The 17,892-nt window shown below is 70.3% G+C and carries 18 protein-coding genes; 14 read left to right on the top strand and 4 right to left on the bottom strand.

Annotation, left to right across the window (positions count from 1 at the left end; genetic code table 11):
- Positions 1–140: 140 nt before the first annotated feature.
- Positions 141–1,031 (bottom strand): NAD-dependent epimerase/dehydratase family protein, encoded by an 891-nt coding sequence (locus LLS1_RS03860; protein ID WP_226653687.1) that lies wholly within the window; start codon positions 1,029–1,031, stop codon positions 141–143.
- A 66-nt stretch (positions 1,032–1,097) separates the two neighbouring features.
- Here LLS1_RS03860 and LLS1_RS03855 point away from each other — a divergent pair, with 66 nt between their 5' ends.
- Both LLS1_RS03855 and lepA read left to right on the top strand, forming a co-directional pair.
- Entirely contained in the window at positions 1,098–2,318 is a 1,221-nt protein-coding gene (locus LLS1_RS03855) for an amidohydrolase (protein ID WP_226653686.1), read from the top strand.
- A 50-nt stretch (positions 2,319–2,368) separates the two neighbouring features.
- Positions 2,369–4,222: a translation elongation factor 4 gene (lepA, locus tag LLS1_RS03850; RefSeq protein WP_223360877.1), complete on the top strand. Its 1,854-nt coding sequence runs from the start codon at positions 2,369–2,371 to the stop codon at positions 4,220–4,222.
- Positions 4,223–4,225: 3 nt separating this feature from the next.
- On the opposite strand, the gene LLS1_RS03845 is transcribed toward lepA, so the two are convergent.
- Positions 4,226–4,843, bottom strand: coding sequence for a dihydrofolate reductase family protein (locus tag LLS1_RS03845; RefSeq protein WP_226653685.1), 618 nt, complete (start codon positions 4,841–4,843; stop codon positions 4,226–4,228).
- 142 nt (positions 4,844–4,985) lie between these two features.
- Here LLS1_RS03845 and LLS1_RS03840 point away from each other — a divergent pair, with 142 nt between their 5' ends.
- Positions 4,986–5,633 carry a DUF1990 family protein gene (locus tag LLS1_RS03840; protein ID WP_226653684.1) on the top strand — a complete coding sequence of 216 codons (648 nt, stop codon included), beginning with the start codon at positions 4,986–4,988 and terminating at the stop codon, positions 5,631–5,633.
- Positions 5,633–6,862: a radical SAM family heme chaperone HemW gene (gene hemW, locus LLS1_RS03835; RefSeq protein ID WP_226653683.1), complete on the top strand. Its 1,230-nt coding sequence runs from the start codon at positions 5,633–5,635 to the stop codon at positions 6,860–6,862. Before LLS1_RS03840 ends, hemW begins: the two co-directional genes overlap by 1 nt.
- Before the next feature lie 9 nt (positions 6,863–6,871).
- Here hemW and LLS1_RS03830 read toward each other — a convergent pair whose 3' ends face one another.
- Positions 6,872–7,252, bottom strand: a complete 381-nt coding sequence (locus tag LLS1_RS03830; protein ID WP_223356192.1) for a DUF4870 domain-containing protein — start codon at positions 7,250–7,252, stop codon at positions 6,872–6,874.
- A gap of 107 nt (positions 7,253–7,359) precedes the next feature.
- Positions 7,360–7,893, bottom strand: a complete 534-nt coding sequence (locus tag LLS1_RS03825) for a DUF4870 domain-containing protein (protein ID WP_226653682.1) — start codon at positions 7,891–7,893, stop codon at positions 7,360–7,362.
- Positions 7,894–8,048: 155 nt separating this feature from the next.
- Between LLS1_RS03825 and hrcA the strand changes: the two genes are divergently transcribed.
- The 10 genes from hrcA to LLS1_RS03775 all read left to right on the top strand — a co-directional run bounded on the left by hrcA (position 8,049) and on the right by LLS1_RS03775 (position 17,831).
- Positions 8,049–9,068, top strand: a complete 1,020-nt coding sequence (gene hrcA, locus LLS1_RS03820) for a heat-inducible transcriptional repressor HrcA (RefSeq protein ID WP_223356197.1) — start codon at positions 8,049–8,051, stop codon at positions 9,066–9,068.
- Between the two features lie 33 nt (positions 9,069–9,101).
- The gene (gene dnaJ, locus LLS1_RS03815) at positions 9,102–10,214 is read left to right on the top strand and encodes a molecular chaperone DnaJ (RefSeq protein WP_223356199.1); all 1,113 of its coding nucleotides are present in this window, start codon (positions 9,102–9,104) and stop codon (positions 10,212–10,214) included.
- A 4-nt stretch (positions 10,215–10,218) separates the two neighbouring features.
- On the top strand, positions 10,219–10,947 hold the full coding sequence (locus LLS1_RS03810; protein WP_226653681.1) for a 16S rRNA (uracil(1498)-N(3))-methyltransferase: 729 nt from the start codon (positions 10,219–10,221) through the stop codon (positions 10,945–10,947).
- Between the two features lie 45 nt (positions 10,948–10,992).
- The gene (locus tag LLS1_RS03805) at positions 10,993–11,355 is read left to right on the top strand and encodes a histidine triad nucleotide-binding protein (RefSeq protein ID WP_226653680.1); all 363 of its coding nucleotides are present in this window, start codon (positions 10,993–10,995) and stop codon (positions 11,353–11,355) included.
- A 7-nt stretch (positions 11,356–11,362) separates the two neighbouring features.
- On the top strand, positions 11,363–12,436 hold the full coding sequence (locus LLS1_RS03800) for a PhoH family protein (RefSeq protein WP_223360948.1): 1,074 nt from the start codon (positions 11,363–11,365) through the stop codon (positions 12,434–12,436).
- Between the two features lie 7 nt (positions 12,437–12,443).
- Positions 12,444–12,905, top strand: coding sequence for an rRNA maturation RNase YbeY (gene ybeY, locus LLS1_RS03795; RefSeq protein WP_226653679.1), 462 nt, complete (start codon positions 12,444–12,446; stop codon positions 12,903–12,905).
- A gap of 9 nt (positions 12,906–12,914) precedes the next feature.
- Positions 12,915–14,279: a hemolysin family protein gene (locus LLS1_RS03790; RefSeq protein WP_226653678.1), complete on the top strand. Its 1,365-nt coding sequence runs from the start codon at positions 12,915–12,917 to the stop codon at positions 14,277–14,279.
- Positions 14,276–15,169, top strand: coding sequence for a GTPase Era (era, locus tag LLS1_RS03785; protein WP_226653677.1), 894 nt, complete (start codon positions 14,276–14,278; stop codon positions 15,167–15,169). The genes LLS1_RS03790 and era overlap by 4 nt, the downstream gene beginning before the upstream one ends.
- Positions 15,170–15,258: 89 nt before the next feature.
- On the top strand, positions 15,259–17,142 hold the full coding sequence (locus tag LLS1_RS03780) for a sensor histidine kinase (protein WP_226653676.1): 1,884 nt from the start codon (positions 15,259–15,261) through the stop codon (positions 17,140–17,142).
- On the top strand, positions 17,139–17,831 hold the full coding sequence (locus LLS1_RS03775) for a response regulator transcription factor (RefSeq protein WP_226653675.1): 693 nt from the start codon (positions 17,139–17,141) through the stop codon (positions 17,829–17,831). Before LLS1_RS03780 ends, LLS1_RS03775 begins: the two co-directional genes overlap by 4 nt.
- Positions 17,832–17,892: the final 61 nt, after the last annotated feature.

Genomic DNA, 17,892 nt, shown 5'->3' with positions numbered 1-17,892 from the left:
TTCGGAGTGAGTATCGGATGTGCCGCTCAGCGAGAGAGGGCGCCTCGCGGCGTTCGTGCGGTTACACCCACACGCAAGCCAACAAACAACTTTACCAGCGGGCCACCCAGGCGCCAAATGACGCGCGCGCGTCGTACCGCTCAGTCCGTGGCGATCGTCGCGGGGGCGTACGACCCGGAGACGATCTCGTCGAGCAGACTCGCGCCGTTCGGCTCCCAGCCCAGGTCGATGCGCGCCTTCGAGCCGCGCGACCGCTGGTCGAGCAGCAGCGCCTCCGTGAGCCCGGCACCCAGGCGCTCGGACGTCTCGTCGGCGGTCTCGGCCACGACGCCTCCCGCGAGGCCCGCAGCGGACGCCGCCGCCTCGCCCAGCTCGCGCACGGTGGGGTTCGCCCCTCCGGCCCCCAGATAGACCTGGCCCGCGTCGCCGTTCTCGAGGGCGAGGACGTAGAGCTGGGCGAGGTCGTCGACGTGCACGGTCGCCCAGTGCTGGGCGCCGTCCCCGATGAGGTGCAGGGCGGGCGCAGCACCGTCGCCGCGCGGTGCGTCGACGACGACGCGGGCGAGACCCGCCCCGTGTCCGTACACGATCGAGGGGACGACGACCATCCCGCGCACACCCGCGGCGCCGAGCACGACGGCCTCGTTCGCGCCGCGCCAGGCGGTGAGCGCGGGCGGCGCGGCCGGGGACTCCTCCGTGATGTCGTCGTTGGAGCCGTACGTCCAGATGCCGCCGGTGTGCACGAAGGGCTTGCCGCTGCCCTCGAGGCCGCGGAGGACGGCGGCGATGAACGCCGGGTCGACGTCCTGGCCCGAGGCGAGGTGGATGACGCCGTCGCTCTCGAGCGCCGCGCGGGCGACCAGGTCTCCGTCGGTCGCGTCGCCGACGAGCGCGGTGGCGCCGGCGGCCTCCACGATCTCCGCCTTCGCGGCGTCCCGCACGAGGGCGGTCACGCTGTGGCCCTCCTCGATCAGGCGGGGGAGAACGGAGGTGCCGATGTAGCCGGTCGCGCCGGTCAGGAGGATGCTCATGCAGAGGGCCAACGCACGTGGCGCCCGCGCATTCCCGGGTCGCCGGGCGAGCGTAGGCTCGATCCCATGACCAGTTCGAGCATCGCCATCGTCAACGCCCGCGTCGTCCCCGTGATCGGGGAGCCCATCGAGGGCGGCACCGTCCTCATCCGCGATGGCGTGATCGCGGCGGTCGGCGCGGCGCCGGAGGTGGAGATCCCGGAGGGCGTCGAGACGATCGACGCCACCGGCAAGTGGGTCCTGCCCGGCTTCGTCGAGTCGCACGGTCACGTGGGCATCCACGAGGAGGCGAACGGCCCGGCGGGCGACGACACCAATGAGATGACCACCCCGAACACCGCGGCGGTGCGAGCGATCGACGCCGTCAACATCGACGACGAGGGTTTCCGCGACGCGCTCTCGGGCGGGGTGACCTCCATCGTCGTCAAGCCCGGCTCCGGCAATCCGATCGGCGGCCAGACCGTCGCCATCAAGGCGTGGGGCGGGCGCACGATCGACGAGCAGGTCATCAAGGCGGCGGTGAGCGTCAAGTCCGCCCTCGGCGAGAACCCGAAGCGCGTCTACGGCGCCAAGAACGTCACCCCGAGCACCCGCCTCGGGGTGGCGATGGTCATCCGCGAGGCGTTCGTGGAGGCGCAGAACTACCGCGCCCAGCGCGAGGAGGCCGAGCGCGACGGCAAGCCCTTCGCCCGCGACCTGTCCAAGGAGACGCTCGCCCGTGTGCTCGACGGCGAACTGTACTGGGACCAGCACACCCACCGGCACGACGACATCGCGACCGCGCTGCGGTTGGCCGACGAGTTCGGCTACAAGCTGGTCGTCAACCACGGCACGGAGGCGCACAAGATCGCCGACGTGCTCGCCGAGCGCGACATCCCGGTGATCTTCGGCCCGATGTTCACCTCCCGCTCGAAAGTGGAGTTGCGCGACCGCGCGATCGCGAACCTCGCCGCGCTCGCGGCGGCGGGCGTGCGTGTCGCCATCACGACCGACCACCCCGTCGTCCCCATCAACTTCCTCGTCTATCAGGCGGCCCTCGCCGTCAAGGACGGCCTGCCGCGGCAGACCGCGCTCGAGGCGCTCACGGCGAACCCTGCCGCGTTCCTGGGGCTGGACGACCGCATCGGCGCCCTGGTGGAGGGACGCGATGGCGACGTCGTCATCTGGTCGGGCGACCCGCTCGACGTGAACTCGCGCGCGGAGCACGTCTTCATCGAGGGCGCAGAGGTCTACCGCTGGGAGGACGGCACCGGGCACGTGGTGGAGCGCTCCGAGCGCTTCGCCTGACCGTCGGGCGGCGCGGCCCGGCTCCCGGTTCATGGGAGAATGGCGGCACGATGTCACCACGAGCTTTGACGGCCCTCGAGCCCGCCGCCACCGATCCCGCGTTCCTGCGCAACTTCTGCATCATCGCGCACATCGATCACGGCAAGTCCACCCTGGCCGACCGCATGCTGCAGATCACCGGCGTCGTCGCCGAGCGCGACATGCGGGCGCAGTATCTCGACCGCATGGACATCGAGCGCGAGCGCGGCATCACGATCAAGAGCCAGGCGGTGCGGATGCCGTGGCAGCTCGACGGCGACACCTTCGCGCTGAACATGATCGACACCCCCGGGCACGTCGACTTCACCTACGAGGTGTCGCGGTCCCTGGCAGCCTGCGAGGGCGCCATCCTCCTCGTCGACGCAGCGCAGGGCATCGAGGCCCAGACCCTGGCGAACCTGTATCTGGCGCTCGAGAACGACCTGACGATCATCCCGGTCCTGAACAAGATCGACCTCCCGGCCGCCGACCCCGACAAGTATGCGGCCGAGCTCGCCGGCCTCATCGGCGGTCGTCCGGAGGACGTCCTGCGCGTCTCCGGCAAGACGGGGATGGGTGTCGACGCGCTGCTGGACCGGGTCGTGCAGGAGATCCCGGCGCCGGTCGGCGTCGCGGACGCGCCCGCCCGCGCGATGATCTTCGACTCGGTGTACGACAGCTATCGCGGCGTGGTCACCTACGTCCGGATGGTGGACGGCAAGCTCTCGCCGCGCGAGCGCGTGCAGATGATGTCGACCAAGGCGACCCACGAGATCCTCGAGATCGGCGTCTCGTCGCCGGAGCCCACCCCGTCGAAGGGCCTGGGGGTCGGTGAGGTCGGCTACCTGATCACCGGCGTGAAGGACGTCCGCCAGTCCAAGGTCGGTGACACCGTCACCTCGGCGGCCAAGCCGGCGACCGTGGCCCTCCCGGGCTACACCGAGCCCAAGCCGATGGTGTTCTCCGGCCTGTACCCGATCGACGGCAGCGACTACCCCGAGTTGCGCGAGGCGCTGGACAAGCTGAAGCTGTCCGACGCCGCCCTCGTCTACGAGCCCGAGACCTCGGTCGCGCTCGGCTTCGGCTTCCGTTGCGGCTTCCTCGGCCTCCTGCACCTGGAGATCATCACCGAGCGCCTGTCCCGCGAGTTCGGCCTCGACCTCATCACGACCGCGCCCAGCGTGGTCTACGAGGTCACGACCGAGGACAAGAAGACGATCACCGTCACGAACCCCAGCGAGTTCCCCGGCGGCAAGATCGAGAAGGTGGAGGAGCCCGTCGTCAAGGCGGCGATCCTCGCGCCCAAGGACTACGTCGGCGTGATCATGGAGCTCTGCCAGAGTCGCCGCGGGACCCTGCTCGGCATGGAGTACCTCGGCGAGGACCGCGTCGAGATCCGCTACACCATGCCGCTCGGCGAGATCGTCTTCGACTTCTTCGACAACCTCAAGAGCCGCACCGCCGGCTACGCCTCGCTCGACTACGAGCCCGCGGGCGAGCAGGAGGCCGACCTGGTGAAGGTCGACATCCTCCTCCAGGGCGAGACCGTCGACGCGTTCAGCGCGATCGTCCACCGCGACAAGGCCTACGCGTACGGAACGATGATGGCCGGCCGCCTGCGCGAGCTCATCCCGCGGCAGCAGTTCGAGGTCCCCATCCAGGCCGCCATCGGCGCCCGCATCATCGCCCGCGAGAACATCCGCGCCATGCGCAAGGACGTCCTCGCCAAGTGCTACGGCGGCGACATCACCCGCAAGCGCAAGCTCCTCGAGAAGCAGAAGGAGGGCAAGAAGCGCATGAAGATGGTCGGCCGCGTCGAGGTCCCCCAGGAGGCGTTCATCGCCGCGCTGAGCGGCGACACGGAGAAGAAGGACGCGAAGAAGTAGGCGTCACTCCGCGCCCGGCCGCCGGAAGACGTTGATCTGCACCCCGGACCCCAGCGTCCGCGTCTCCACGAGCGACAGCGTCGTGCGCGGGAACCCCTCCGGGAACAGCTTCTTGCCGGTGCCGAGGACGATCGGGTAGACCATCAGCCGGTACTCGTCCACGAGGTCGTGGGCGCCGAGGGTCTGGATGAGGTCGGCGCTGCCCCACACGCGGATCTCGCCACCGGGCTGCCCGCGGAGGGCGGCAACCGCGGCGGGCACGTCGTCGCCGAGCAGGTGGGAGTTGTTCCAGTCCAGCTCGGTGAGCGTGCGCGAGGCGACGTACTTGGGGATGCGGTTGTAGCGGCGCGTGAACTCGCCCTGCAGCCCAGGTGCGTCCTCCGGCCAGACGCCCCAGGCCTGCGCCCAGATGGAGTAGGTGATCCGGCCGAGGAGCAGCGCCTCGGTGCGCTTCTCCCACTCCAGGATGACGTCGTCGTCGGAGTCCGCGCCGTGGTCGCGGTCGTAGTCCTGCTGCCATCCGCCGTACGGGAATCCGCGCTCGTCGTCCTCCGTCGACCCTCCCGGCGCCTGGATGACGCCGTCCAGGGTGATGAACTCCTGCGCCACGATGCTGCTCATGCCGATCCTCCTCGATGGTCGCCGATGGCGCGAGGCCGCCGTCGTGCGCCCAGTGTCGTCCCGGTCGTCGCGGCCCGCCAGCCTTCGTGACGATTCCCGTCCCGGTTCGCGCTCGCGCGCGGATTGGCGGAGGATAGTCTCCATGCGTCGTTCCACCTTCACCGACCAACCCGTCACGTATGGCGCCGTCGGTGGAACGCAGGCCCCCGACCTGCTCTACTACCCGCCGAAGGGCTACCGTCCGCTGCAGAAGAAGGTGCGCCTCGGCTCGGGCGACGAGCGGTTCGACGCCGCCGTGTCCGCGCTGATGACGTGGGGCGTGCAGCGTGGGAGCGGCATCCAGATCACCGAGGTGAGCGAAGGGACCGGCGTCCAGTACGAGGGCATCGAATACGCGGAGGACGGCACCCCGAAGGGGATGCGCGAGCACCGCGCCGAAGAGGACGTCTTCGCCGACGACGGATCGCCGTACATCCGCAACGGCATGACGGCCGTGCTGAAGGTGCCCTTCGGGCCGTTCACGGTCTCGGCGCCGATCCGGGTCGTCTACGTGGTCGACGAGCCGTTCGTGAAGGGGTTCGCCTACGGCACACTGCGCGGGCATCCCGAGAGCGGCGAGGAGGCCTTCCTGGTCGAGCAGCGCGAGGACGGCACGGTGTGGTTCATCGTGAAGTCGCTGTCGCGTCCGTCCAACGGCTTCTACCGTCTCGTGTCGCCCGTGCTCCGGTTCATGCAGGGCCGTATCACGACGAAGTACCTGCGCGCGCTGCTCCCCGCGCGGTCCGCCTGATGCCGAGTGCACTGCCGCTGGGCGATCCGGCCCCGGCCGACGGCCTGCTGCCCGCGTCCGCCCGGCGCGGCGTCGGCGAGCGGGACTTCGGCGTCTACCTGCACGTGCCGTTCTGCCGCGTGCGCTGCGGCTACTGCGACTTCAACACCTACACCGCCACGGAGCTGCGCGGGGTGCGCCAGTCGGACTACGCCGGCCACGCGGTCGCCGAGATCGCCTTCGCGGCCCGTGCGCTCGAGGCGAGCGGCCTGCCCGCCCGCCCGGTCTCGACCGTCTTCCTCGGGGGAGGGACGCCCACCCTGCTCCCGCCGGACGACCTCGGCGCGATGCTCGGCGCCGTGCGCGACGCCTGGGGGCTCGCACCGGGGGCGGAGGTCACGACCGAGGCGAACCCCGACTCCGTCGACGGGTCCGATCTGCGCCGGCTGGCCGACGCCGGCTTCACCCGCGTCTCGTTCGGGATGCAGTCCGCGGTCCCGCACGTGCTCGCGACCCTCGAGCGGACCCATGACCCCGAGCGGATCCCGCTCGTGGTGCAGTGGGCGCGGGAGGCCGGCCTGCAGGTGAGCCTCGACCTCATCTACGGCACGCCGGGGGAATCGCTCTCCGACTGGGAGCGGAGTCTCGAGACGGCGCTCGCGTGCGCACCCGACCACCTCTCGGCGTACTCCCTGATCGTCGAGCCGGGCACCAAGCTGGCCCGCCAGATCACGAGCGGACAGGTGCCCCAGCCGGACGAGGACCTCCAGGCCGACATGTACGAGCTGGCGGACGCGCGGCTCGCCGCCGGCGGCTACGGCTGGTACGAGGTGAGCAACTGGGCGCGCGACGACGACCACCGGTCGCGTCACAATCTCTCGTACTGGCTCGGCCACGACTGGTGGGGCATCGGGCCCGGCGCGCACAGCCATGTCGGCGGCGTCCGCTGGTGGAACGTGAAGCATCCCGCCGCATACGCGCAGCGGGTGCTCGCGGGAGAGTCGCCCGCGGCCGGACGCGAGACGCTCGACGACGAGACGCGCCGGGTGGAGCGGGTTCTGCTGCTGACGCGCATCCGGGAAGGGCTCCGCACGGCGGAGCTCTCCGCCGAGGGGCGCCGGGAGATCGCCGGGCTGATCGCCGACGGACTCGTCGACGGAAAAGCCGCCCTCGCCGGGTCGGTGACGCTGACCCTGCGAGGACGGCTGCTGGCGGACGCCGTCGTCAGACGACTGCTCGCCGAGGAGTGATCGGGAGCCTCAGCTCACGAACTTGATGGCGATCGGGTAGGTGTAGTACTGACCCTGGTTCGCCTTGAGGGCGGCGATGATGCTGAAGACGATGTTCACGACCCAGACGGCCGCCCACAGGATGAGGCCGATGCCGACGACGGTGAGGATGCCGCTCACGACATACGCGATGAGGACGGTGAGCTGGAAGTTCAGCGCGGTCGCGGTGTGCGAGCGGACGAACGGGCCGCGGTCCTTCAGGACGAGGTAGCCGATGAGCGCGGGGATCCAGTTGAAGAGGATTCCGCCGACGTGGACCAGGGTGGCCCAGAGCTTCTCGTCGGAGGGGCTCAGCTGCTGAGAAGCGCCTCCGTACGGCTGCTGGGGCGGCGGTGGGGGCGTTGCGGACATGGTGTCTCCTTGCAAGGAGCCCGGGGGTCCCGGGCTGATCGACGGACGAATACCACCACAGCCTAGGGCCGGAGGCCCGAGTCTGAGAAGACGCCGAGAGCGATTCGCTACTTGATGAAGCGGAAGTTCACCGGGTAGCGGTAGGAGCCCCCGCTGTTCACCTTGACGAAGCCGAGGATCGAGAACACGAGGTTCAGGATGTAGAGCGCCCAGGGGATGAGGAGGCCGAACAGCAGCCAGCCCACGCCGGTGAAGGCGAGGATGATGCCGACGATCTGCGACGCCACCCAGACGATGATCCAGGTGATCTGCCAGTTGAGCGCCTCCTTGGCCTCGACGTCGGTCTTCTGTCCGCGGTCTTTGAAGACGAGCCAGATGATGAGCGACGGGAGGAACCAGAGGATGCCGCCGAGGTGGGCGAACGACGCCCACTGCTTGTCCTGTGCGGCGTCGAGAGGCGCACCGGGCGCGGCGTACGGCTGCTGCGGGGCTCCCGCCGGCTGCGCGCCGTAGGGCTGCTGCGCGCCATACGGCTGCTGGGGCGCTCCGGGCGGAGGGCCGGCCGGCTGCTGCGGCGGCACCGACGGCTGCTGGGGAGGGACGCCGCCCTCGGGGTTCTGCGGCTGCGTGGGATCGGACATGGTGTTGCCCTTTCGTGATCGGATGCGGACGACGCCGACCCGGTGCGGCTAACGTACAGCCGCGCGTCCGCGTGGACAATGATCCGACCGAGTCTTTCGCGGGATATGATTAGCACTCAAGAACGCTGAGTGCTAAGAGCAGACGGGAGGGTGTCATGGTCTCCGAGCGCAGTCTCGAGGTCCTGCGGGTGATCGTCCAGGACTATGTGGCCTCCCGCGAGCCCGTCGGATCGAAGAGCATCGTCGAACGGCACTCGTTCGGCGTCTCGGCGGCGACCATCCGCAACGACATGGCCCTGCTCGAAGAGGAGGAGCTGATCGCGGCCCCGCACACCTCGTCGGGTCGCGTGCCCACCGACAAGGGCTACCGGCTCTTCGTCGACCACCTCTCCGAGATGCGCCCGTTGACGCAGGCCCAGCGTACGGCGATCGAGACCTTCCTGGGCGAGTCGATCGACCTGGACGACGTGCTCGCCCGCACGGTGCGCCTGCTGTCCCAGCTGACCAACCAGGTCGCGCTGGTGCAGTACCCCTCCGTGTCGCGCTCCCGCATCCGGCACATCGAGCTCGTGTCGCTCGCTCCGCACCGCCTCCTGAGCGTGCTCATCACCGACTCCGGGGCGGTGGAGCAGCGCGTCATCGAGCTCGGCAGCGAGCTCGACGACGCCGAGATCGCCGAGATCCGGGGCGCCATCAACGGCGCCGCCGCCGGGCTCTCGCTTCCCGATGCGGCCGCGCGGCTGCGCGAGCTGCCGGGCGCCCTCGCGGAGCGGACGCGCGAACTCGTCGCGCCGGTCGCGAGCGCCCTGCTCGACCAGATCGCGGCGAATCGTCAGGAGCGTCTCGTGATGGCCGGGGCCGCCAACCTCGTCCGCACCGAGACCGACTTCCCGGGCACCATCACCCCGGTGCTGGAGGCGATCGAGGAGCAGGTGGTGTTGCTGCGGCTGTTCGACGAGATGGCGCTCGACCAGCACGGCGTCGCCGTCAGCATCGGGCGCGAGAACGCCGTCCGCGGCCTCAGTGAGGCCTCCATCCTGTCGAGCGGCTACAGCGCCTCCGGCTCCGACGTGGCCAGGATCGGCCTGGTCGGGCCGCTCCGCATGGACTACTCGGGCAACATGGCCGCCGTCCGCGCGGTCGCCCGCTACCTCTCCCGCCTCCTCGGCGACTAGAACACACGACAAACGAGAAGGAACGCACCTTACGTGGCCGACCACTACGAAGTCCTCGGCGTTGAGCGCAACGCCACCCCCGACGAGATCAAGAAGGCGTACCGCCGGCTCGCGCGCGAGCTGCACCCGGACGTGAACCCCAGCTCGGAGGCGCAGGAGCGCTTCAAGCTCGTCACGCACGCGTACGACGTGCTGAGCGATCCGCAGCAGCGCCAGCAGTACGACCTCGGCGGCTCGTCCGGCTTCGGCGGTGGCGGCCAGGGCGATTTCGCAGGATTCGGCGACATCTTCGAGACGTTCTTCGGCGGCGGAGGCGGTGCCCAGCGCGGCCCGCGGTCCCGGCGCGAGCGCGGGCAGGACGCTCTGCTGCGCGTGGAGGTCGACCTCGACGAGGTCGTCTTCGGCACGCACCGCGACCTCGAGGTCGACACCGCGGTGGTCTGCGAGACCTGCAACGGCTCGTGCTGCCAGCCGGGCACCGCGCCGGTGACCTGCGACATCTGCCACGGCACCGGCAGCCTCCAGCGCTCCGTGCGCTCGCTGCTCGGCAATGTCATGACCTCGACGCCGTGCGGCACCTGCCGCGGCTACGGCACCGTGATCGCGACGCCGTGCGTGACGTGCCAGGGCCAGGGCCGCGTGCGCGCCCGCCGCACCGTCCCGGTGGACATCCCCGCCGGCGTCGACACCGGGTTGCGCCTGCAGATGCCGGGCAGCGGCGAGGCCGGTCCCGCCGGCGGCCCCAACGGGGACCTGTACCTCGAGATCAAGGTGAAGCACCACGACGTCTTCAGCCGCGACGGCGACGACCTCCTGTGCACGCTGGAGGTGTCCATGGTCGATGCGATCCTCGGCACCACGGCGACGATGAAGGCCCTCGACGGCGACATCCGCCTCGACCTCAAGGCCGGCACCCAGAGCGCTGACATCATCACCGTGAAGGATCGCGGCATCACCCACCTGCGTGGCAGCGGCCGCGGCGATCTGCGGGTGGGCATCCAGGTGGTCACGCCGACCAAGCTCGACCACAAGGAGAAGGAGCTCATCAAGAAGTTCGCGGCCACGCACCAGTCCGTGGAGCCGTCGCTCGCCCGCTTCCAGCAGGGGCTCTTCGCGAAGCTCCGCGACCGGTTCCTGAACCTCTGATCCGATGAGCTCGCTGTACCTCCGCGAAGACCTCGAGACGGCGGTGCCGGGCGCTCGGCTCACGCTCACCGGCCCGGAGGCGAAGCACGCCGCGACGGTGAACCGGACGCGCACGGGCCAGACCGTGCTGATCGGCAACGGCCGCGGCCTGCTCGCATCGGGGGAGGTCGTCGTCGCCTCGAACACCGAGCTGACCATCGAGGTGGACGCCGTGGAGCGTATCGAGCCTTCGGCCCCGCGCATCACCCTCGTCCAGGCGCTGGCGAAGGGCGACCGCGACGAGCTTGCGATCCAGGCGGCGACCGAGCTGGGCGTCGACCGCGTCGTACCGTGGGCGGCGGCGCGCTCGGTGTCGCGCTGGGAGGGTGCGAAGGTCGCGAAGGGCCGCGAGCGCTGGTCGGCGATCGTACGTGAGGCCTCGAAGCAGTCGATCCGGGCCTGGGTGCCCGAGGTGGGCGCGCTCGCGAGCACGTCGCAGGTCGCGGCACTCGCCTCCGACGCCGACGTGCTCGTGCTGGAGCCGACCGGGGAGTCGGCGCTCACCGACCTGGCTCCCGGATCGCGCGAGCTGGTGCTCGTGGTCGGTCCTGAGGGCGGGATCGCCCCCGCCGAGCTGGAGGCGCTGCGAGCGTCCGGCGCGCGCATCGTCCGACTCGGCACCACGGTGCTGCGGACCTCCACCGCCGGGCCCGCCGCCCTCGCGGTGCTGAACGCCGCTCTCGGACGCTGGTAGCGGACAGCGGCGGATGTGTCCGAGGGGACGAATAGGATGGACGGCATGGAAAGCGCACAGCCCTCGATCTTCTCGCGCATCATCGCGGGGGAGATCCCGGCCGACATCGTCTACGACGGCGAGCGCATCATTGCGTTCCGTGACATCGCGCCGAAGGCGCCGGTGCACCTGCTCGTCGTCCCCAAGACCGAGCAGTACCGCGACGTGACCGAGCTGGCGGCCGGCGATCCGGCCCTCCTGGCGGAGATGGTCGCGGTGGCCCAGCGGCTCGCCGCGGAGTCCGGCGGCGATTTCCGATTGGTCTTCAACACCGGGGCGGGTGCAGGCCAGACCGTGTTCCACGTCCACGCCCACGTACTGAGCGCCGGCCCCGGCGGGTCGCTCGAGGAAGGAAGTCTTGCCGACTAGCGAACCGATGCCCGAGGCGGGCGCCGCATCGAACGGGGCCGCCGAGGCGCGTCTGCACGTCGACGGCGTCCAGATGGTCCGGCTCCTCGGACCGCAGGACCGTCTGCTGACCACGCTGGAGCGGCAGTACCCCCTGGTGAGCGTGCACGTGCGTGGCAACGAGATCGGCCTGAGTGGCGACGCGGGCCAGGTGGACGCTGCGCGGCACCTCCTGGAGGAGCTGCTGGAGCTGGTGCGGAGCGGGCAGGACATCAGCCCCGCGGAGGTCACGACGTCGGCCAAGATCCTGAACGCGGACACGAGCGCGACGCTGACGGACGTGCTGGGCCAGGCCATTCTGAGCGCGCGCGGCAAGACCATCCGCCCGAAGACGCTCGGACAGAAGCAGTACGTCGACGCCATCGACAACAGCACCATCGTGTTCGGCATCGGCCCGGCGGGCACCGGCAAGACCTACCTCGCGATGGCGAAGGCGGTGCAGGCCCTCCAGCGCAAGGAGGTGAACCGCATCATCCTGACGCGACCGGCGGTCGAGGCGGGCGAACGGCTGGGCTACCTGCCCGGCACGCTGACCGACAAGATCGACCCGTACCTGCGTCCGCTCTACGACGCTCTCAACGAGATGATGGACCCGGAGCTCGTGCCCAAGCTTCTCGCGGCGGGGACGATCGAGGTCGCGCCGCTGGCCTACATGCGCGGCCGCACACTGAACGACTCGTTCATCATCCTGGACGAGGCGCAGAACACCACGCCCGAGCAGATGAAGATGTTCCTCACCCGTCTCGGTTTCGGCTCGCGGATGGTCGTGACGGGCGACATCACGCAGATCGACCTCCCGAATGCGGCGAGCGGCCTCCGGCTCGTGACGCGCGTGCTCAAGGACGTCGACGACATCCACTTCGCCCGGCTGACCAGCGAGGACGTCGTGCGCCACACCCTCGTGGGCCGCATCGTCGACGCATACACCGAGTACGACGCGAAGCAGCAGGCCCGCCTGTACGAGCGTGAGAAGGCGGCGGAGTTCGCAGGCCGCGCCGAGCGCCGCGGCGCCGCCCGCGACCATCTCCCGAAGCGACGATAGGGCCGCCATGAGCATCGAGATCAACAACGAGTCCACGATCGAGATGGACGAGGCGGCGCTCCAGCGCCTGGCCGCGTACGCCTTCGACATCATGCACGTCCACCCCGACGCCGAGCTCGCGATCGTTCTGGTGGACGAGGCCGCGATGGAGCAGCTGCACGTGCAGTGGATGGACGAGCCCGGCCCGACCGACGTGCTGAGCTTCCCGATGGACGAGCTGCGCCCCGGCACCGAGGAGGAGCCCTCGCCCGCCGGCCTGCTCGGCGACGTCGTCCTGTGCCCGCAGGTGGCGCAGGTGCAGGCGGAGACCGCAGGGCACACCCTGATGGACGAGCTGCTGCTGCTCACCACGCACGGCATCCTCCACCTGCTCGGGTTCGATCACGCCGAGCCGGCGGAGGAGCGCGAGATGTTCGGCATCCAGCGCGACATCCTGGTGGGCTTCGCCCGCTACGACCGACAGCGCTAGGAGGCGACGATGCTGCCGGCGCTGTTCTTCATCGTCGCGTTCCTGCTCGTCGCCTTCGGTGGCCTGATGGCGGCGGTCGACTCCGCCCTGGGCGTGCAGTCGCGCGGCGACCTCGCCGACCTGGCGGAGACGTCGCGGTCCAGGAAGTCCCTGCGGGCGATCGCGGAGGACCCGGGGCCGTACCTCAACGCCGTCAACTTCAGCCGCATCATCGCGGAGACGACGGCCGCGGTGCTGGTGACCCTCGCGTTCGAGCAGATCTTCGAGGAGTGGTGGATCTCGCTCATCCTCTCCGCCCTCATCATGACCGGGGTCTCGTTCGTCCTCGTCGGGGCGAGCCCGCGCAGCGTCGGCCGCGCGAACTCGACGGTGCTGTTGCGGGCGACCGCCGGTCTGGTGCGGTTCGTCCGCGTCGTGCTCGGTCCGATCCCGGGAGGGTTGGTCGCGCTCGGCAACCGCGTGACGCCGTCCCGCGCGCGTTCGGCCCCGGTCACGAGCGAGGAGCAGCTCCTCAGCATCGTCGACGAGGCGACCGAGTTCGACGTCCTCGAGGAGGACGACCGCGAGCTCATCCACTCCATCTTCGAGTTCAGCGACACCGTCGTGCGTGAGGTGATGATCCCGCGCACCGACATGATCGCCGTGGACACCTCTGCCGGCCTCGGCACCGCGATGGGACTCTTCTTCAGCAAAGGCGTCTCCCGCATGCCCGTCATCGACGGCGACCCCGACGAAGTGGTCGGCGTCCTGTACCTGCGGGACGTCGCGAAGCTGAGCTTCGAGAGCCCGCTGGGCGCCGACGAGCTGACGATGGGCGAGATCGCGCGTCCCGCCCTCTTCGTGCCGGAGTCGCAGAAGGCGGACGCGCTGTTGCGCGAGATGCAGCGGGAGTCGAACCACCTGGCGATGGTCGTCGACGAGTACGGCGGGATCGCCGGGCTGGTGACGCTCGAGGATCTCATCGAGGAGCTGGTGGGCGACATCTCGGACGAGTACGACCATGAGGTCGCGCTCGTGCAAGATCTCGGCGACGGCGTGTACCGCGTGGCGACCCGGCTTCCCATCGACGACCTGGGTGAGCTGTTCGACCTCGAGATCGAGGAGGACGACGTGGACAGCGTCGGGGGTCTCGTCGCGAAGGCGCTCGGCAGGCTCCCGGAGGTGGGGTCCACGATCGGGGTGCACGGCCTCCGCTTCACCGTCGATCGGATCGAGGGCCGCCGCAAGCATGTCAGCACCGTGCTCGTGGAGCGCGACACCGCGCTGCTGCCGGAGCAGGAGCCGTCGATCACCTTCCACCGCGCGGAGGACAGACCCCGCGCAGAGGACAAGCACCAGAAGCGCGACAGACACGAGAAGGAAGCACGCCCGTGACCGAGTACCACGCCGGATTCGTCTCGTTCGTCGGACGCCCGAACGTCGGGAAGTCCACGCTCACCAACGCCCTCGTCGGCGAGAAGGTGGCGATCACCAGCTCCAAGCCCCAGACGACGCGGCGCGCGATCCGCGGAATCGTCCACCAGAAGGGCGGACAGCTCGTCCTGGTCGATACCCCGGGGATCCACCGGCCGCGCACGTTGCTCGGCGAACGTCTGAACACGCTCGTGCAGTCGACGCTCGGTGACGTGGACGTCATCGGGTTCTGCGTCCCGGCCGACGAGAAGATCGGCCCGGGCGACCGCTTCATCAACGACCAGCTCGACGACTACCCGTCGGCGAAGAAGGTCGCGATCGTCACGAAGATCGACAAGGCGAGCCGTCCGCAGGTCGCCGCGCAGTTGCTGGCCCTCTCGGAGCTGCGCGAGTGGGAGGCCATCGTGCCGATCTCCGCGACGAGCGCCATCCAGCTCGACACCCTCACGAGCGAGCTCATGAAGCTCCTGCCGGCGTCGCCCGGCCCGCTCTACCCGGAGGACGCGATCACCGACGAGGGGCTGGAGGACCGGATCGCGGAGTACATCCGCGAGGCGGTGCTCGAGGGCGTGCAGGACGAGCTCCCGCACTCGCTCGCCGTCACGATCGATGACATCGTGGAACGTGACGACAAGGACCTGGTCGAGGTGTACGCCAACCTGTTCGTGGAGCGTGACAGCCAGAAGGCGATCGTGATCGGCAAGGGAGGCAGCCGCCTGCGCGATGTGGGCGCCGCGGCGCGCGAGCCGATCGAGCAGCTGCTCGGCCGCCACGTGTTCCTGTCGATCCGGGTGAAGGTGGCCAAGGACTGGCAGCGCGACCCGAAGCAGCTCGGCCGGCTGGGCTTCTGACGCGTCGGGGCGGATGCGCGCGTACATCCCGAGGATGATTCGCGCAGCCGGATGCGACCGGGCGGCTGCGCGCCCCGTACCGTAGAGGCATGCTCGACCGCACCCGCCTCCTCAGCGCGCTCGCGCCGCATCGCTGGGTGCTCGAACCCGCGGTGGCCGTCGTGCTGTTCGTGGCGTGGCTGTTCAGCGGGCTGCCGACCGCCCTCTCCGCTCTCGCGCTGCTCTTCTATTGCGCCGCGGTGGCGCTCTCCCGCGTCCTGCCCGGAGTTGCCCTCGGGATCGTGTGGACGGCTTTGCTGTTGGAGCTGACCGAGCCCGATCCGCTTCCCGGCGCGTTCCGGATCATCGGAGCGGTCGCGATCTTCGCCACGGTGTTCGGGATCGCCGCGCACGGTGGAAGAGTGCTGCGCTGGTTCGCATTCGCCTCGGCCTGCCTGATCGGACCGGCGATGGCGTACCTCTTCACCGTGAAGGGCGAGCTCAAGTTCCTGCAGTTCGGACCGGTGATCGGCGGCTACTACGCGAGCCAGGGTGTCGGGCTTCTCCTGATGAGCCTGCTGATGATCGTGGCCTTCCTGATCGGCTGGCTGTTGGGCTACCTGGTGGCGCGGCAGCGCGCGTTCGCATCGGCGGCGGGAAGTCCGTCCGCGGGAGACGGCCAGCGGGGGTCGGTGCTGGTCTGGCTCGCGTCGTCCGGCGGCGCGGTCGTCGCGGAGGGCGATCCCGACCGCCCGCGGCTCGTGCAGCGGCTGAGCCGTGGCCAGCTGACCTTCGACATGGCCGGAGCAGCCGCGTTCGTGGTGTTCTGCCTGTTCATCGACTCGGCCGACTTGTTCGGGTCGAGCCGGGACGGGAGCCGCTCGGGCACGATCGTGCTCGCCGTCTTCACCGTCGCGGTGGCGCTGCGGCGTATGTCGCCCGCCGTCGCCCTCGCCTTCGCCTGGCTCGCCGCCGTCATCCAGATGACCACCGGCAACAGCATCCTCGCGAGCGACCTCGGCGTGCTGCTGGTGCTGTACGCCACGGCGGCATACGGGGACCGGGTGGTGCGCTGGGTCGGACTCGTCTCGGCCGGGCTGGGCGCCCTCGTCGCGGCGCTGTACCTCTCGGTCACCAGCGCCCTGTCGCAGGGCTATTTCGACCTCCTCTCCACCTCGCTCACCAGCATCGCGCTCCAGTTCGCGTTCCTCTTCGTCGTGAGCGCGACGGTGCTGGGGCTGTCCTGGGTGCTCGGCCTGCTGATGCGCACCTGGAGGGAAGCCCGCTTCTCCCGCTACGCGCAGACGGTCGCCGAGCTCGACCGCAACCGCGCGGAGGAGGTCGTGGTCGTCGAGCAGGAGCGCACGCGCATCGCGCGCGACATGCACGACGTCGTCGCGCACTCCCTGGCCGTCGTGATCGCCCAGGCCGACGGTGCCCGCTACGCCCGGCACACCGACCCGGGCGCCGTGGACGAGGCCCTGACCACCATCGCGGCGACCGCGCGCTCCGCGCTCGGCGACGTGCGCGTGCTGCTCGCGGAGCTGCGCCAATCGCAGCCGGAGGGCCCCCAGCCGTCACTCGACGACGTGCCGCAGACCATCGAGCACATCCGCGCGGCCGGCCTCCCCGTCGCCTTCGAACGGCTCGGGCGCGTGGACGGTCTCGGCTCCGCGCAGCAGATCGCCGGCTTCCGCATCGTGCAGGAGGCGCTCACCAACGCCCTCCGGCACGGCGACACCAGTCAGCCCGCCACCGTCGTCCTGGCCGCCGTGGCCGCGGACGCCGGGGGGCCGGGGATCGTCATCACCGTGAGGAACACCATGAAACACCTGCCCGCCGACGAGCTCTCCACCGGGACGGTGCCGCGCATCGGTCACGGGTTGCCCGGGATGCGCGAGCGCGCCTCCCTCGCCGGGGGCACGCTCTCCGCCGGCCCGGTCGACGGGGTCTTCGTGGTCTCCGCCTTCCTCCCCGCCGGAGGCGCGGCGTGACGGGCGCGGCCGCGGGGGCCATCCGGGTCCTGCTGGTCGACGACCAGGCCCTGTTCCGCGCCGGCGTCCGGATGCTCGTCGGCTCGCAGCCCGACCTCGAGTTCGCCGGGGAAGCCGCCAACGGGCAGGAAGGGGTCGAGCTGGCCCGCAGCGTGCGCCCGGACGTCGTGCTGATGGACATCCGCATGCCGGTCATGGACGGCATCGCCGCCACCGGTGCGATCATCGCCGAGGCCGAGCGGGAGGGCCGCACGCCACCTCGCATCGTCGTCCTGACGACCTTCGACCTCGACGAGGCCGCGGCCCGCGCGATCCGCGGCGGCGCCAGCGGTTTCGTCCTCAAGGACGCCGAGCCGGAGTTCCTGCTCGCGGCGATCCGCACCGTCCACGCCGGCAGCGCCGTGATCGCCGCGGGCGCGACCCGCGAGCTGTTCCAGTACTTCTCCGAGGGACGCACGGAGCGCCCGGAGCCCGCCGAGTTCGGCTCCCTCACCGCTCGCGAGCGCGAGATCTTCGTGCTCGCGGCTCGCGGCCTCAGCAATTCCGAGATCGCCGGCTCCGAGTTCCTCAGCGAGGCCACCGTCAAGACCCACATCAGCCGCATCCTGGCCAAGCTCGGCCTCCGTGATCGCGTGCAGATGGTCGTGTATGCGTTCGAGCACGGGCTGACCGGGGGTGCGGGGGACTGAGGGACGTCCGCGCGCAGCGCGGAATCATCCTCCCGACGGATACCGGATGGCCCTGCAGCGC

This window comes from Leifsonia sp. LS1, assembly GCF_020521355.1.
Lineage (GTDB): Bacteria > Actinomycetota > Actinomycetes > Actinomycetales > Microbacteriaceae > Leifsonia.
This window is presented reverse-complemented; position numbering and strand designations above follow the sequence as displayed.